This window comes from Flavobacterium denitrificans DSM 15936 (assembly GCF_000425445.1).
Classification (GTDB): domain Bacteria; phylum Bacteroidota; class Bacteroidia; order Flavobacteriales; family Flavobacteriaceae; genus Flavobacterium; species Flavobacterium denitrificans.
Window position 1 is genome coordinate 405,443 of sequence record NZ_AUDL01000008.1, and the last position, 17,494, is coordinate 422,936.

At 30.6% G+C, this 17,494-nt stretch carries 16 protein-coding genes; all 16 read right to left on the reverse strand.

Features of this window, described 5'->3' with window-relative positions; genetic code table 11:
* Positions 1-7: 7 nt before the first annotated feature.
* Positions 8-769 carry an AglZ/HisF2 family acetamidino modification protein gene (locus H600_RS0105370; RefSeq protein ID WP_026727831.1) on the reverse strand — a complete coding sequence of 254 codons (762 nt, stop codon included), beginning with the start codon at positions 767-769 and terminating at the stop codon, positions 8-10.
* Positions 769-1,401: an imidazole glycerol phosphate synthase subunit HisH gene (gene hisH / locus H600_RS0105375; RefSeq protein ID WP_026727832.1), complete on the reverse strand. Its 633-nt coding sequence runs from the start codon at positions 1,399-1,401 to the stop codon at positions 769-771. Before hisH ends, H600_RS0105370 begins: the two co-directional genes overlap by 1 nt.
* An 11-nt stretch (positions 1,402-1,412) precedes the next feature.
* Complete coding sequence (locus H600_RS0105380) at positions 1,413-2,660, reverse strand: glycosyltransferase family 4 protein (protein ID WP_026727833.1); 1,248 nt, start codon at positions 2,658-2,660, stop codon at positions 1,413-1,415.
* Positions 2,660-3,763, reverse strand: coding sequence for a DegT/DnrJ/EryC1/StrS family aminotransferase (locus H600_RS0105385; protein ID WP_026727834.1), 1,104 nt, complete (start codon positions 3,761-3,763; stop codon positions 2,660-2,662). The genes H600_RS0105380 and H600_RS0105385 overlap by 1 nt, the downstream gene beginning before the upstream one ends.
* 1 nt (position 3,764) lies before the next feature.
* Positions 3,765-4,220 carry an acyltransferase gene (locus tag H600_RS0105390; protein WP_026727835.1) on the reverse strand — a complete coding sequence of 152 codons (456 nt, stop codon included), beginning with the start codon at positions 4,218-4,220 and terminating at the stop codon, positions 3,765-3,767.
* Positions 4,221-4,634: a sugar 3,4-ketoisomerase gene (locus H600_RS0105395; RefSeq protein ID WP_026727836.1), complete on the reverse strand. Its 414-nt coding sequence runs from the start codon at positions 4,632-4,634 to the stop codon at positions 4,221-4,223. It abuts the gene before it with no gap.
* A gap of 1 nt (position 4,635) precedes the next feature.
* On the reverse strand, positions 4,636-5,043 hold the full coding sequence (locus tag H600_RS0105400; RefSeq protein ID WP_026727837.1) for a sugar 3,4-ketoisomerase: 408 nt from the start codon (positions 5,041-5,043) through the stop codon (positions 4,636-4,638).
* A 6-nt stretch (positions 5,044-5,049) separates the two neighbouring features.
* Complete coding sequence (locus H600_RS22495; RefSeq protein ID WP_026727838.1) at positions 5,050-6,261, reverse strand: glycosyltransferase family 4 protein; 1,212 nt, start codon at positions 6,259-6,261, stop codon at positions 5,050-5,052.
* Positions 6,262-6,317: 56 nt separating this feature from the next.
* Positions 6,318-7,442, reverse strand: coding sequence for a non-hydrolyzing UDP-N-acetylglucosamine 2-epimerase (gene wecB, locus H600_RS0105410; RefSeq protein ID WP_026727839.1), 1,125 nt, complete (start codon positions 7,440-7,442; stop codon positions 6,318-6,320).
* Positions 7,443-7,447: 5 nt separating this feature from the next.
* Positions 7,448-8,308: an SDR family oxidoreductase gene (locus H600_RS0105415; RefSeq protein ID WP_026727840.1), complete on the reverse strand. Its 861-nt coding sequence runs from the start codon at positions 8,306-8,308 to the stop codon at positions 7,448-7,450.
* A gap of 12 nt (positions 8,309-8,320) precedes the next feature.
* A complete protein-coding gene (locus tag H600_RS0105420) occupies positions 8,321-9,358 on the reverse strand; it encodes a polysaccharide biosynthesis protein (protein ID WP_026727841.1) in 1,038 nt (345 codons plus the stop codon).
* A gap of 20 nt (positions 9,359-9,378) precedes the next feature.
* Positions 9,379-10,674 carry a glycosyltransferase family 2 protein gene (locus H600_RS0105425; RefSeq protein ID WP_035108380.1) on the reverse strand — a complete coding sequence of 432 codons (1,296 nt, stop codon included), beginning with the start codon at positions 10,672-10,674 and terminating at the stop codon, positions 9,379-9,381.
* Between the two features lie 68 nt (positions 10,675-10,742).
* A complete protein-coding gene (locus H600_RS0105430; protein ID WP_026727843.1) occupies positions 10,743-12,032 on the reverse strand; it encodes an O-antigen polymerase in 1,290 nt (429 codons plus the stop codon).
* Positions 12,029-13,573, reverse strand: a complete 1,545-nt coding sequence (locus tag H600_RS0105435; protein ID WP_026727844.1) for a lipopolysaccharide biosynthesis protein — start codon at positions 13,571-13,573, stop codon at positions 12,029-12,031. Before H600_RS0105435 ends, H600_RS0105430 begins: the two co-directional genes overlap by 4 nt.
* Before the next feature lie 370 nt (positions 13,574-13,943).
* Complete coding sequence (locus H600_RS0105440; protein WP_026727845.1) at positions 13,944-15,014, reverse strand: Wzz/FepE/Etk N-terminal domain-containing protein; 1,071 nt, start codon at positions 15,012-15,014, stop codon at positions 13,944-13,946.
* A 10-nt stretch (positions 15,015-15,024) separates the two neighbouring features.
* A complete protein-coding gene (locus tag H600_RS0105445; RefSeq protein WP_026727846.1) occupies positions 15,025-17,475 on the reverse strand; it encodes an SLBB domain-containing protein in 2,451 nt (816 codons plus the stop codon).
* Positions 17,476-17,494 lie beyond the last annotated feature (19 nt).

The following is a 17,494-nucleotide window of genomic DNA, read 5'->3' on the forward strand; positions in this document are numbered from 1 at the left end:
AATATGATTATTTTTTTAATTCTTGTTCAAGTTGATCTGCTGTAATGTAACTTATCAAGACAGCTCTGTGTACACCTTGAAAAACAAACATTGATCCAGCTGCAACAGCCGAAGCACCTGCTTTTATGGCTTTAGTAAAATCAGAGATTGTACTAGCGCCTCCCACAGAAACAACTGGTATATCTAGCATTTCAGTAACTTTTTCAATGAGATCCAAATCATATCCTTGCATGGTTCCATCTTTATCAATATTGTTAATTACTAATTCTCCAAAACCTATTTCTTGTATTAACTTAATACAGTTATCCAAACTTATATTTTGCTTCTTTTTTCCACTATTTGAATAAATTTTGTAACTCCCCCAAATATCTTTTTTAACATCTATTGAGGCAACAATACTTTGGCTGCCATAAATTTTTATCGCTTCTTCAATTAATTCTTTGTTCTCAAAAATAACCGAATTTAAAATTACTTTCTCTACACCTATATTAAACAATTGTTCGATATGTTCCATTTTTGAAATGCCACCACCATATCCAATAGGCATAAATGCTTCCGAAACAATTTCTTTAATCTCTACGAAATTTGGAGATATTCCATTTCTACTAGCACCGATATCTAATAATACTAATTCATCAACTTCTTTTTTGTTAAAAATTCGAACAGCATTAATTGGATCTCCAATGTATCTATCTTTCGAAAATTTCACTGTTTTAACGAGTCCTCCATCGTTTAACAGTAGAATTGGTATTATTCTTGTCCTAAGCATTAATATTTTTCTAAAAAGTTTTTAAATAATGTAACCCCAAAACGATGGCTTTTTTCTGGATGAAACTGTGCTCCTACCAAATTATCAAATTGAAAAGAAGATACAAAATCAAATCCGTATGTTGTTTTTGTAAGTATATCTGTTTCATTATTGCATTTTACGAAATAGGAATGGACAAAATAAAATCTAGAATCATCATCTAAACCATCCAAAATATCTGATGATTTATTAATATAGATCTTATTCCATCCCATATGAGGGACTTTAAGCTTAGAATCTGTTCCAAACTCAAACTTTTTAACTTCTGCATTAATAAATGAGAGGCCTGGCAATGTGCCTTCTTCACTGGATTCACACATAATTTGCATTCCTAGACATATTCCTAAAAAAGGCTTTTTCCTAACTAAAGCCATTTCTTTAAGTACATCCATCAACCCCAGATCTTTGATATTTGTCATAGCTCGATCAAAATGACCAACTCCAGGCAAAATAATTTTATCCGCATCCGAAATTACACTTGGTTCTGAACTTATAACAGCTTTTACTCCCAAGTATTTTAACATATTATCAATTGATCCGATATTTCCCATACCATAATCAATAATAACAACTTTTTCATTTCTATATTCCATTATAAAGTCTTCTAAATTCCATTAATCAATTCAACATATCTTTCCGTCAACAACTTATAATCATAATTCCCAGAAGATTTTCTCGCATTAACACAAATTGTATTGTATTCATCCTTATCCATTTTATAAAAAGACAAAATTGCATCTGCATATTCTTTAGAATTTTTAAATTCTTTCCCTATCCCAATATTAAACTTTTTAATAGGGCAATAATTCATTTCTACATTCGCGCAAATAGGTTTTCCACTTGCCATGTATTGAAAAGATTTACTTTGACTACCGCCGTAACGAAGAATTGAACTTGGTTTATAATTCAATATATTTAAAGAACTCTTACTCAAAATATAAGGCACATATTTTAGCTCCACCCATTTTTGCTTGAAAACAACATTTTCAATTTGATTATCTTTACAATATTGTTCTAAGGTTGATCTATCTTCTCCATCACCGTAAATCAAAAATTTAATATCAGATACATCTTTTAAATGCTCAGCAGCTTCTACTAATTGCATAACATTATTAGCAAGTCTAATCGATCCGATATAGATAACTTTAAAAATGTGATCATTCTCTAAGTCATCATCTGCTATTTTATAATTTATTTTGTTATAATCAAAGTCTTTTAAATCTACACCATTGTTGATATAATGCACTTTATTGAGATCTATTTTACCCCCTTGACCAATATCCCATTTTCTTTCTTTAATATAATCTTTTCCTCCTTCCATTGAGAAAATAAGCAAGTCTGCTTTTTTATAGAGCCAATATTCAGCCCAATATGCAAGTTTTACTAATGGATTTTTTTTAGATACTAACCCATAAGCTACAAAAGATTCCGGCCATAAATCGACAATATCAACAATAAATTTGGCTTTAATTTTTTTTGCGACAAAATAAGTAATATTGCCGAAAGGAACTGCAGCTATATGGGAAATAAAATCAGGTTTTTCAAAACGAGATGCGTACCACCAAAGCCTAAAATAAAATTGCAAAATACTATAAATCCTAATTAAGCCATTAGAATTATAATTAGATGTTCGTATGTGAATAAACTTTTGTCCTTCTTCATATTCTGCAAATTTATATGGAGATTTATTGTCATCAATTAAATTGATATCTGTATTATGCAAAAAACTTCCACTTATAATTGTTACATCATAGCCGCTTAAACGTAAATATTGTGCACGCTTAAGAGTCTGAATTCTTGCCTCAAATTTTGGAGGCATCGCTGCTGGATTAATTAACCAAACTTTTTTCACTACAAACTCCAGTTATTAATTGCGGTAATAACACTTGTAATTTCCTCTTCTGTCATAACAGGACTAATTGGCAAGCTTAGTTCCTCATTATGAATTTGTTCTGTTATTGGAAATGACATTTCATTATACTCTTTGTAACATAACTGTTTATGAGGGGGAATCGGATAATGAATCAAGGTCTGCACTTCATTAGCTTTAAGATATTCCTGGAGTTCGTCTCTGTTTTTTGAAAAAATTGGAAATAAATGAAATACATGACTATTCCAATCTGAAAGTGCTGGGATAACAACTAAAGAATTTTTTATTTCATTCATATACCTTCGAGCCACATGCTTTCTTGCCTGGATATCTCTATCAAGATATTTTAATTTTACGTCCAGTACTGCAGCTTGAATTTCATCTAATCTACTATTCAATCCTTTATACTTACTTACATATTTTTCACTTGAACCATAATTAGCTAAGGCTCTAATTGTTTTTGTTAGCTCATCATCATTAGTAGTAACGGCTCCTGCATCTCCTAAAGCCCCTAAGTTCTTACCTGGATAAAAACTGTGTCCTGAGGCATCGCCAATTGCTCCTGTTTTTATATCGCCAAATAAACAACCATGAGCTTGGGCATTATCTTCTATAAGTTTTAAATTATATTTCTTGCATAAATTTCCAATTCTATCAGTATAACTACATCTTCCATAAAGATGCACAATCATAATTGCTTTAGTTCTATCTGAAATAACCTCTTCGATTCTATTATCATCTATCTGAAGTGTTTTAGGATCCGGTTCTACAAAAACTGGAACTAAATTGTTATCAGTAATTGCCAATACCGATGCGATATATGTATTTATTGGAACTATTACTTCATCACCTTCATTCATTACACCAATTTCTATATAGGCTCTCAGAATAAGTCTTAAAGCATCCAAACCATTAGCTACACCAATAGTATGTTTTGTGCCTATATAATTAGAATATTTTTTTTCAAATGTATTGTTTGCCTCGCCTTGCAAATACCATCCAGAAGAAACTACTTTGTTTATAGCATCTTGAATTTCATTTGAAAATTCATCATTTATTTTCTTTAGATTTAAGAATGGAATCATATTATTTTTCAATTTTTCTTATAAATTTTGCAGGGCTTCCCAACCATAGTTCATTATCAGGAACGTCTTTTGTAACCAAACTTCCAGCACCAATCATAGCATTTTCTCCAATCGTTACTCCTCCTAAAATTGTCGATGCTGCACCTATCGAGGCATTTCTCTTAATTAGTGTTCTTTGCAATTCAAAAGGCATTTTTGCACGTGGATATTTATCATTAGTAAAAGTTACATTTGGACCGATCTGAACATTGTCTTCAATAGTTATACCATCCCAAAGATAGACCCCATTTTTAATCGTTACATTATTTCCAATTACCACATCATTTTCAATAAAACAATGCGCGCAGATATTACAATCGCTACCAATTTTTGCATTTTTAAGAACAACAACATATTGCCATATATTTGTGCTTTCATGCACTTGTTCACTAATACATTCTGCTAATTTATGTATCATCTATTTTTTATAATTTATAAATTCCTGAAAATCTCTGATATAATCAGACTCATTATACAAGTGGGAAGCCAGTACCAAACAAACAGAACCTGAAGAAAAATCATCAAGTTCCCTCCAAATACCTGGTACAATTAACAACCCTACATTTGGATTATTTAAAAAGAAAGTTCTTTTAATATGTCCATCATTTAATGTAATACTAAAACTTCCACTAGCTGCAACAATCAATTGATGTAACTCTTTATGACCATGACCACCTCTACTCTCATTACCTGGAATATCATATAAATAATATATCCTTTCAATTGAAAAAGGAACGCTTTTGTTCTCCTCTATAATAGTTATGTTGCCAGCCCTATTATGTATTTTATTTAACTCAATTAAACCGCAGCCATAAACAGTGCTCTCTTTCATATTAAATTCCCTTTAACTTTAAAAATTGATCATAATCTCTAACATAATCATCATCAGAAAATAATGTTGAACTTGAAACCATAGCCAATGAATTGGTTGAAAAGTTATTCATTTCTCTCCAAAGCGTTGAAGGAATGTAAAGACCATAATATGACCTATTTAAAGTAAAAGTTTTCTTTACTTTTCCATCATCAACAATTACATCAAAACTACCCGATAATGCAATTATAAATTCATGTTGTTCTAAAAATGCATGACCACCTCTTGCAAAACCACCAGGCACATCATAAATCCAATATGCCCTTTTAATTTTAAAAGGAATATGATTATTAGATTCCAAAAATGACAAATTACCTCTCTGATCTTCAATTTTTGGAAGATTAATTATTTTGACGTCTTCTAAAAGCATATAAAACTAATTATTAATAGTTATCTTTTCTAAATAATCTAATGCAACTTTACTATCAGTTAAAAGTGATGCTGTTTCAATTGCCTTATTTGCTACAAGCATTTTATCCTCATATGACATATGATTTATTTCTATAAGCAAGTTTTTTAATGCTTCTACATTTCTTGCTTCACAGAGAAATCCATTTTCCCCATGTTTTATAACGCCATCAATTCCTTGACCAATCGTTCCGATAGTAATACATCCCTTGCTCATTGCTTCAACATATACTAAACCAAAAGCTTCGGGCTTACTTACCATTACAAAAACATCTTTTTCAATCATTTTCTTTTGCACTTCATCTCTTGACAATTTACCCAGCATGGTAACGCATTGTCCTAAGTCAAGTTCTACAATTTTTTGCGAAATTTTTTCGTGCAACATTCCTTCTCCTAATATTTCTAATGTGAAATTTCGATCTGGAAATGCCAAATTTACAGCTTCAAGCAGAATATCAATATTTTTAAGCGGGATTAACATTCCTACAAAGCAGATTGAAATTTTATTTCCTCTAAATTTTGTCTCTGGAGTTTCTGATAAAATATAGCTCTCAGGAATTCCAGAAGGGCAAATAAAAACATTCTTTCTTTCTCCAAATAACCTTATAAAATTATTTTTCATTTCGTCAAAACGAAATCCTGCATAGTCTAAATTATTTAACAACTGTTTTGCATTTGAACCAAATAAATCAGAAATTACTTTTGGATTTTCATGCAGTACTAATGAAGTTTTTACAGTTGGATAATATTTTTTAAGCTCTGTAATTAAAGGTAATTGTGGATTAACAAAATGCGAAATAATTACATCGGGCTGAAATTTTTTATTCAAATTGTCATTATAAATAATCTTTGCTTGTTTTCTAATTGTACTATTAAAAAACTTAAAATGAGGGAATATTTTAAAAATAGGTTGGCTTATTATATTAATATCCTCATGAGTAAATTCAACTCTTTTATTTAATCTAACAAAGGGTATAAAATCTGTTTGGAAAATTTTTTTTAAAAGTGTCTGGAAAATTTTAGCAAAAAAATAGAAAAATCGTGGAAAAACTGACCTAAAATGAACAACACGAACCTCATGTCCTTGTTGAACCCATTCTTTTGCATAATAATGGACAACAGGAGTATCAAAAGTACTATTAGGATTAGGATATTCGGAAGTTAATATTAGTAATTTCATTTTTTCATTATTTATTAAAAGTCTATAGAAATCAAAGATCTTAAAAACTTAATTCTCTATTTCTTCCAGATCATTTTATTAATTATACCAGTATAGCTCTGAATAAGTTTAATTACTTTTGTAGATACATTTTCATCTTTGTAAGCCGATACAACGCTTGATTTTTCTTCATTTTTGTGCAGTTCGACAGCTAAATAAACGGCTTGCAAAATTTGTTCAGATGTTATCGAGCCAATTGTAAAAACTCCTTTTTCAATTGCTTCTGGTCTTTCCGTTGATGTTCTTATTGAAACTGCAGGAAATTTAAAGTAAGCACTTTCTTCTGGCAAAGTTCCACTATCCGATACTACACAAAAAGCATTCTGTTGTAGTTTATTATAATCAAAAAAACCAAGTGGTTCGTTTAAAATAACATTTTCATGGAATTTGAATCCAATCCTTTCAATATTCTTTTTTGAACGAGGATGACAACTATACAATATTGGAATTTTATATTCTTCCGCCATCGCATTTATAGAATTCATGAGCGAATAAAAATTACTTTCAATATCTATGTTTTCTTCTCTATGGGCAGAAAGTAAAATATATTTTCCAGCTTCTAATTTTAATGTCTCTAATACATTGCTATCATTTATTTCCTTCATTCCTCCATTGAGTATTTCCGCCATTGGAGAACCTACTACATGAGTATATTCAGGCCTAACTCCAGACTCAAGTATATATCGTCTTGCGTGTTCAGAATAACATAAATTTACATCACTGGTAACATCTACAATTCGACGAATAACTTCTTCAGGTAAATTTTCATCTTTACAACGATTTCCTGCCTCCATATGAAAGATTGGAATTTTAAGACGTTTAGCAGAAATAACACTTAAACATGAATTTGTATCTCCTAAAACAATAATAGCATCAGGCTTAACATTATGCATTAATTCATATGACTTAGAAATTACATTGCCCATTGTTTGACCAAGATTTTCTCCAACCACACCAAGATAGTAGTCCGGTTCTCTTAAACCTAAATCTTTGAAAAAAACCTCGTTTAATGAATAATCATAATTTTGCCCTGTATGAACTATGATATGATCAAAATACTTGTCACTCTTCTTTATTATTGATGACATTTTAATAATCTCAGGACGAGTTCCTACAATCGTCATAAGTTTTAATTTCTTCATATTATTTAATTAAATAGATTATAGTGCGGATACATATCTTTGTGATTTTTAATCCACTCAGCTAAATCAGCAATCATGGTTTCGTAATCCGGAATTAAGTAATTAAATTCATATTTGGTACGAATGAGTGATTTGTCAGCCATTATTCCTTCAACAGCATTTATTTTTAAAGAATCATCTTTGAAATAATGGTTAAAAAGTTTTAAAAGTTCAAATTTTGAAATAGAATGATCTGGTACGGCATTATATAAACCATGTGCTTTTTCCAAAACTGCCTTTTCAATAGTTTTAGCAAGTTGAAGTGTTGTTTGTCCTGTCCATATAGATTTAGTATAGCCATTAATTTCACCACTTTGACTCATGAACCAGTTTAAAAGACCAATGCCATTTATATTAATATCAGGACCAATAATTGAGTTACGAAATGTTATGTTTTTTTGATCAGATAGTTCACCAAGAGCTTTAGACCTGTCATAAAAAGTCTCACCATCACAAAAATCCTCTTCCGTATAACCGCCTCGTTTACCAGAAAAAACACAATCTGTACTCATGTGAATTATTTGTGTATCAGTATCAGTAGTTATCTCTGCTAAAAAATGAGGTAAATAAGAATTCATGAATGAGGCGGAAGCCTTATTCTGCTCTGCAAATTGATTAAGCATTCCAATACAGTTAACAACTGCATCAAACTTATTTTCTAAAATAATTTTCTTCAACAATTCTGTATCAAAAGCATCACCAACAACACTTTCTACATATTTTGACTTAGTTCTTGCAAAACCAAGAACTGAATAACCTTGTTCTTTTAGATATAAGGATATTATATGTCCGGCCATCCCATTACAACCTAAAACAAAAAAATTCATATAAATTTGCTTTTATTTGTTAAGTTTCTCACGAATATAATCAATTGAGAGTAATTTATTTTTTACTTGTTCAACATCTAAAAGTTCAGTATTATTACTATTAAATTCTGTCAATAAGTTTCTTTCTGTATTTCCATCAACAAAGTACTTAGCATAATTTAGATCACGATTATCAGAGGGAACTCTGTAAAAATTGCCCATATCAACAGCATTTGCACACTCCTCATTCGTCAATAGTGTTTCATACATCTTTTCACCATGACGAATTCCAATAGTTTTAATATTCGTTTTATCATAATCAAATAATTCACAAACAGCTTCAGCAAGAACTCGAATTGTACATGCAGGAGCTTTTTGCACTAGTACATCACCTGTTGCTCCATTTTCAAAAGCAAAAAGGACAAGGTCAATCGCTTCATCGAGTGACATAATAAAACGAGTCATTGAAGATTCTGTCAATGTAATAGGCTGATTATTTCGAATTTGTTCAATCCACAAAGGAATAACAGATCCGCGAGAAGCAATGACATTACCATACCGAGTACAGCAAATTTTTATCTTTTCATTGCTCACAGTACGTGATTTTGCAACAATTACTTTCTCCATCATGGCTTTAGAAGTTCCCATTGAATTAACCGGGTAAGCGGCTTTATCTGTTGATAGACAAATTACTGTCTCTACTTCTGCCTCAATCGCTGCAGTAAGTACATTATCTGTACCTATAACATTTGTCTTTACAGCTTCTAAGGGAAAAAACTCACAAGAAGGAACTTGTTTTAATGCTGCGGCATGGAAAATATAATTTACTCCATGCATGGCATTTTTAAGACTGGCTAAATCTCTTACATCACCTATGTAATATTTAACTTTATGAGCAGTTTCAGGCATTTTAGATTGAAACTCATGACGCATATCGTCCTGCTTTTTTTCATCACGTGAAAAAACACGAATTTCTCCAATATCGGTGGATAAAAAGCGAGATAATACTGTATTTCCAAAAGATCCAGTACCGCCAGTAATTAACAGGGTTTTATTTTTAAATAATGACATATTTTCAATTAAATAATTTATTATATTTTCGGAAGGTCTTCTAATTTATATTTCTTGCTTCTTACCAGTATCTTTCTTGTATTTTTTAAAAGAGAAAGCATAGTCTTAAAAGAAAATCTATTATAAAAATTATAAACAAAATTGGTAGCAAGAGAGGCGTCAAAAATATTTTTAATACCCAATTCGGTCCCTTCAAATCGAATTGAATTTGTAATCACAAATCCAAAAACTTCATCCTTTATATAAACTTTTCGCTTTGTAGTACTTAATAATTTATTGAATAAATCTAACAAATTATGCTGTTTAGCTATTTCTCTAAGTATTTTTAATTCTCTCGCTAAAACTTCACTTTCAAATGTACCGCCTTCAATTAATTTAAACGATGCACGAATGAGTCCCTCAAACGAAATTGGATCAAATTTCCCAGGCCAACCTGGTAAATCTTTTGCAGTTAACAAATAATCAGCTGTCATTAAGGTAACCAAGGGAGAGTATTCTTGCGAAGCTAACTGATTGTGCATCTTTTTCTGAATATTATCCTTAAAAAATTGCTGGGCTTCTTCTTTTGATTTGCTGTCAGTTCTCTGATAATTTCTTCCTTGAGATTTAACTGTAGTACCACCTATAGACAAGGGTTCTGATGTAAAAGCGTAATCTTCAACTTCTCCAGCTAATACAACACCGGAAAATCCATCTGGAGTAGCACAATAATAAAAACTATTATCGCTTGTTCTAGATTTTACTCTTTCAATTAGTGATGTAGAGACAACTGCTTTCATAAAAAGCATTGGACATTCATCAATCTGATATAAAAATGTGCGGGATATTTTATTTAAAAAGGTCTCGGAATTAATAAATTCTATTCCTGCGTTTCTTTTTCTTTTAACATAAAATATATTTTTACCATTTTCATGATCAGGATAGGTGAATCCAGCGGGAGTCCATGTAAGTAATTCCCTCTTTGTACTAGTTAAAATTTCATGCATACGCCATATACAACCAGGAACAAGAGCATCATCTCCCCCTAAAGCCATAACATACCCTTTTTTAACTTGCCTAAGCGCAAATTCGAAATTTTCCCTCATACCCAAATGATGATCATGTGCAAACAATTTTATCCTTGAATCATTTTTCATTAATTCGCGAACAACCTCAACAGAATTATCAGAACTGCAATCATCTGAAATTATTATTTCGAAGTTTGGATAATCTTGTATAATACAAGTTTTTAAAGTATGTATTAAGTATTCAGCTCTGTCCTTTTGAGGTATGATAACCGTAAAAAAAGGATAATCTGTATTGTGATTATTTATCATTTTCAAAAAATCAAAAACTGTTTGTTATTATTAAAAAAAACTATAAAATATTAAAAAAATTACCCTATTTATCTCTGTTCTCTTTTTAAACTATAAGCATAAATCAATCTAAAGAACAAAAAAGCAAGAACATAAACAATAAGTTGCAAATTTCCGCCAAGATCAGAAAATGGATACAATTTCATACCCCCAAGCATACAGAGAGACATCACAAAATGAAGCAGGATTAACTGATGAAAAAGAAGTCTGCCGTTCCTGACAATTGTATTATTTAAAACAAATATTGTAAAAAGTATAAAAATTATAGGTGCAATAAATGGCCCAAAATCTAAAGTAAAATCACCAACAAAACCAATAAACACCTCATCATTTATCTGTAAATTTGGATATTTTGATCTTCTATCCCAAAAATTCTCAGGCACATTCTCAAAACCTAGCATACGTTTAAAAAAAGGGAAAGTTCTGTCCCCATACCTTATTCCTCCATTATCTAAACCGTAATTATTAAAATATAAATTTTCTTGCCCTGCATAAAAGAACAAAGATGATTCTGACCCTTCCTCGCTTTCACCAAAACGACTTACTGTCAGAGCGGCTACAGGTACAATTGTTGCTATCAAAAGAACAATTCCAGTGTTCTTTACTATTTTATTAACTTTTGGATGATAAAATTTTCTCAAAGCAAAATAAGTAATAATCATAGAAAGGACAATTTCAAGAATGGGGCCTCTTTGCCCAAGTGAAATATTACTTAAAATACTTATAATGGATGAAATAAACAGTCCAATCATAATGAACTTATTCCTCTTTTTTAACGATAAATAATAAAAAAATAAAAGAATACCGAAATTACCATAGGCATTAGAAATAATCGACGAAAGATTTGATATACTACCATCCCCTAACGAATAACTGTCGGCCATTGCCTCATTATATAAATCCTGTCCACCAGAAGAAACAAATAACAATCTAACTATATTAAGAGCAAAATCAGAAATAATAGTAGGCACTTGCATTAAGCAAGCGGCAATAAAAATGATGCAAACTAAATTCAAAAAAATAGTTGGAGGCTTTTGAATTTCATCTATTTTATTGTAATCATACCGTAAGACTGGAGAAAAAGCCAACATAAGCATCAAATACAAATATATAAAGGGAAATATTGACATTTCATTGAAACTATAATATGGATTATTAAATAAAATCAATGACATAACCGCATATAACAGATATGAAAATAAAAGTACACTCCCTGCATCGAAATGCTTTTTCTTAACTTGGTATAATATAATTGTAGCTATCCAGCTTAAAATAAAGAAAAGTATAATTGCATTACTTAAAATTTTTGTGATCGTCATGATGATAAACCTATTTTTTTCTTAAAATAGATGGAAAACTTGATGATGTCCTCTTTTTCACTCTTAGACAAACCAAACATCAAAACTAATGATCCAACCGATAATGCAGACACACAAAAAATTACTGGCAATCTAACAAATGAAGTAATGGAACTTTTTGATATTATAAAAATTAATAAAGAAGATAATAATGTTATAATTAATGCCGGAATAATAAACGATTTAATATACTGGGAATACTCGAATGCTTTATAAAATTTTTTAAGGCAAATTAATCTGATAAAATGCGAAAATATAGCTGCCAAAATCATTACTATATAAGTCGAATAAGCTGGAAAACCTAGTTTAAACAAAATATATGTTACTGGAACACATAAAAGCGTAATCGTTTCTACTGGTATATGATACTCCTTAACCCGGCCAATAGCTTGGATTATTATTGAAATAGGATTATTTAATGACATTATTAGGGTGTAAATCAAAATAAGTCGAGAAAATACTACAGTCTCTGGATCAGCTTTGGTTAACCAAAACATTAAAACAGTATTCATCTCAAAAATAAGTGGTAAGGAGACTATTAGCAATCCATAATAAATAACCTTATTACTTAAATTAAAAATCTTATTTAAATATAAATATGATTCTTCAGCATAAGATTTAATCATTTGCGGCCTAAGTGCCATTAAAAAACTTGCAGTCAATGAACTTAATGCAAAATTAAACTGGAAGGATATAGCCCTCGCAGCGTTAAATAAGGGACCAAAAAACAAGTTAATTAAAATCGTAGTAATTTGTGACATTCCAACTCCGGCCAAAGAACCAAATAATGACCATCCTGAAAAAGAAATTAAGTCTCTAAATAATTTTCTTTCAGTTTGTATTTTATAACGACATTCTTCATATTTAAAATAACCAATTAGAACATACGAGATCATTATCAGAAAAGAAGTTAATAATAAACTAGCTCCGTAAACAATTAATCTATCTTTTGGAATCACAAAAAGCAATAAGGCTGCAGAAAATTTTAAAAGACATTCTGCAGTACTGATAACCGTAAATATTCCCATATCCTCACGAGCTATTACTGCCGCAGAATAAGGTACCTGTAGGAAAGTGAAAATAAAGGAAAAAATCGAGAATTGATAAATCCAATTTGCAGCATTAATTCGATTGTCAGGTATAACTAAATAATGATTTACAAACCACAAACCAATTGTCTCTCCAAAGATTATCACAACAAGTGATAAAATAAAATAGATATTTATACTTGTTGAAAAAATATCTTGAAGCCTACTTATTTTATTATCGCCAATAGTAGATGAGTAATACCTTTGTGTTGCTGTTGAGAGAACACTCGACAAACTAATAAGCATTGTTATAACACCAGCTACAACATCATTAATTCCATAATCAACAGCACCAAGAGCCTTTAATACAATTCGAACAGTGTATAAGTTAATAATCATGACAACAACCATTCTTATATATAATAAAATGGAATTTTTAGCTATCCGACTACTATTTGAATTATTTTTCTGCATTTATTTTTTTATATTTTTAGCACTAAAAAAGTCACGATACATTCTTATTCTCGCAATCAATAAATGTCAAAAAAACTGTAGTTTTATAAAGAAATGAAAATCATATTTATACTTATCTCTTGGCAACCAACACAACTTAGTATATTATCAAAGAATTACCTTATATTTCAGAATATCTAAAAACAATTTCTTTAGTTTATTTACTAAGTGTTTAAAAAAATTGATTTCCTTAATCTGTGAATTTCAATTTTATAAGTGCACAAATTATACTAGACATTTACTCATAGATTTGAAATTTTTAAGTCTGCCAAATAAGATAATTTGCGAACTAGAATGCTTTAAATTTCAAAACTGCTTTTTTTTATGCTATTTAAGCGCTTAATTCATTAAACATTTTCTTAAACAACAAACATAATACTACCAAAAAACCAGCTATTATTCCTCCGAATACAAAACCTTTTGCTTTACTTAATTTATCATTTTTTAAAGGCAAAATAGGTTGATCTATTATTTGAATTAAAGGAGTTTCTTTACGAAGGGTAACTTTTGCTAACTCAGATTGCTTAACAAGTTCTGTCAAAACTGCCGTGTTTGCCTGTACATCTACTTGTCTTCTTGCAGAAGGAGTTCGTCGTACATTGAGTGCTGGATTTAAATTAAAAGCATTATCATTAGCCACTGCTACTCCTGTAATAGCACTATTCAATTCGCCACGTACTGAATCGACTTGACGTTCTAAAATTGTCATATTCATCCTGGCTTTTTTACTTTTTGTCTCTACGTAAAATTTACCAACCTGTCTAGCCAACGCTTCGCAAAAGTAAAGGGAAAACAATTCACTATTAGAGGTCATATCCATTGATATGATGGATATTTTTTTATCCTTTTGGGCAACAGATAAAGAATTTTTAGACAAATCTTTATAAATCTCACCCAATATACTATCATGAACGCGAGTAAAATATTTTCTTTGAGTTTGTGGAGAAAATTCTATGTTCTTAAACTCAGAGTCATCATTCCATTTTTTTCTCCATTCATTATTTTGAATGTACATTTCAGCCAAAGATATTACTTTATCATTTACTTTTACGGGAGTCAATAAAGTCTGCTCGACCATTTTACGAGATTTAAACAATTCAGCTAAATTAGAACTAGTAAAAATACTCCCGCCACCAGTTCCTAAATCTATTCCAAATGAACTAGCCAGTCCTAAAGCTCCTCCTAATCCTCCTCCGGATTTTTCATCTTCTAATGCAAATGTTAATGTTGCAGTATATGCAGTTTTTTTAATAAAAGAATAAGCCAATCCTAAAAATGCTCCTAAAACTCCGGCAAAAACGATAATTTTCCACTTACTTATTAAATATTGGCTCCAATCTTTTGCTTTTCCGATTAGTTCTTTCATTGAAATCTCTTCGGTATCGATATTTTTTTTCTCCATTTAAAAAATTCTATTTAAAAGCAGTTACAATTAATACTGCTAAACTAGTCAAGACACTTCCGATACTTATCCATTCTCCTGCTGACATTTTTCTTGTCTCCGGTTTTTCAGGAACTACAATTTGCGAATCTGGTTCAACTGTAGGATATGATCTAAAAAACAAAAAAGATTTTGTAACTGATGCTTTACCATTAGGGTAAATTATATATGCTTTTTTCTTCCATCCTTTATTATCAACACCACCCACAGCATCGATATAGTATTTAAATCCTTTACCATTTCTATATGGAATTTCAGAAGTTAATAATACATTTCCAGTAACTTTTACACCTTCATTATAAATAGCAACTTCAATTTCATCACCTGGAAACAGAGTTACATTCGAATAATGATTTTTATCCTTTACAATCTTCTCCCAGTTAACTGGAATAGTGGCGTATTTCAAATCTTCCTTTAATTTTTTCGACAATTTCTCCTTAAGTGTATCATTTTTAGACAAATTCAAATCAACGCTTTCTATCTTTTCAATTTGTTCTTGCTTAATTGGCCTTTTAATTTTCATTCCATCTAAATTGGCAATAGAAGTTAATCCACCAGCTCGCATCACAACATTGTAAACAGTTTCTTTTTTGTTTGCTAGAACATATTTACCTGGATAACCTACCGCACCAGAAACTGTAACCATTTGAGGTTTTTCGTAAACTGCCATTTTTCTGATGTTGATGACGTCAAAAGGTTTTAAAATAAAATTCTTTACTTGTTCATTATTATCTGCAGTAATTTCAAGCTCAACTAATTCCACACGTTTTGGATCCGCATCGTCTATTTCGTCAGATTTTACCATTCTTGCAATTTCCACTCTTTTCGATGCAGAACCTGTAAGACCTCCAACTTGAACAACTAAATCATTCAACGTTAAATTTTCAAAATATTCGTACTCACCAGGATTCTTAACTTCACCGTCTATCGTTACTTTGTATTCTTCTCTAAAATCTAAAATAGAATACACTGTCACAATGTCTTCTCTTTTTAATTCAATATCAGCATTTAGATCTCCAGACAATGCACCTCCTAAATCCACATTGACAATTTCGGTTGTCAAATCTGTTTTTAAACGTATAATTCTAGCTCTTTTTGTATAAGCATCTTCTTTAAGCCCTTCTGCTCTTGTAATAAGATCCGAAATTCGCATTCCTTCACTATATGAATAATAATCTGGTCTAAAAACAGCTCCTTCAATTTTAATACGATTTTCAAAGCGATTTAAAATTTTTGTAACTTTAAAAACGTCTCCTGACTTTGGAGTATAGGTACTATATTCACTTTCATTGATATCATGAACTTTGAACTCTTTTCCTGTTTTTTGTAATACATTTACTGAAGCCGTATAAGCAAACTCATTAAATCCAGAAGCAAAATTTAACAAATCAGAGAATTTTTCTCCTTTTTTCATTTCAAAGATTCCAGGACGCTTAACTTCACCTTCAACTACAACTCTGTCTGTATAAGAAGGAATTCTAATGACATCATTATCTTTCAACGTAACATTATCAGACTGATCTCCTTTTACCAAAAATTTATAAATATCAATATTTCTATAAACTTTATTATTTCTTAGCAATTCAATATTTCTATAGCTTCCATTTTTTCCTGGACCACCGGCTAAATGCAATGCATTATAAACAGTCGCCAACGATGAAATTGAATAATTACCAGGTTGTTTTCCACCAACAATTGTTACTTTAATCGTTCTTATTCCGCTCAAACTAACACTAACTTGTGACTGACCGGATCTTACTGTGCTGTAAACTCTTGCAATTGCCGCTTTTATCTTTTGCGTTGCAGCTTCAATTGTCATTCCTGAAACAGCAATTTGCCCAACATAATCAATAGTGATTCTACCTTCAACACTTACAGGAATACTTGAATTATACTCCTGAACTCCATATACGCTCACTTGCAACTCATCACCAGGACCTAAAACATAATTCAATGGCGTTGCCAATTTTAGATCTGGCTCAAAATTTAAAGTTGGATTATCAAACAATTCAGATCCGAAAATCAAAGCATTTAATGAATCTTTTACTTTATCATTTTTAATTTTTTCTTGCTTTCTACCAAAATCAGAATCTTTATCGTTTTTTTTCAGCTTGTTTTCTTTGTCAGAATCTTTATTTTTGCCAGAATCTTTTGCTATTTTCTTTTCATATTCAGCAAGCTTAACTTTTAATTTATTAAACTCAGTTTGGCTCATCCCTTTAGATAGTACCATTGGTTCAACTTGATCAAGAGTTGCATTATTACTCTTTAACTGGGTACTAATTTTTGCCAAATCATCATCTGACAAATAATCGACTTTTACTGTACTTAAATCTTTAGACTTAAGCAAATCCTGCGCATGTCCATTATAGGATATTAATAAAACAAACAATAATGTAAGAACGTAAGTTATCTTTTTCATTGAGCTATAGTTTTAACCT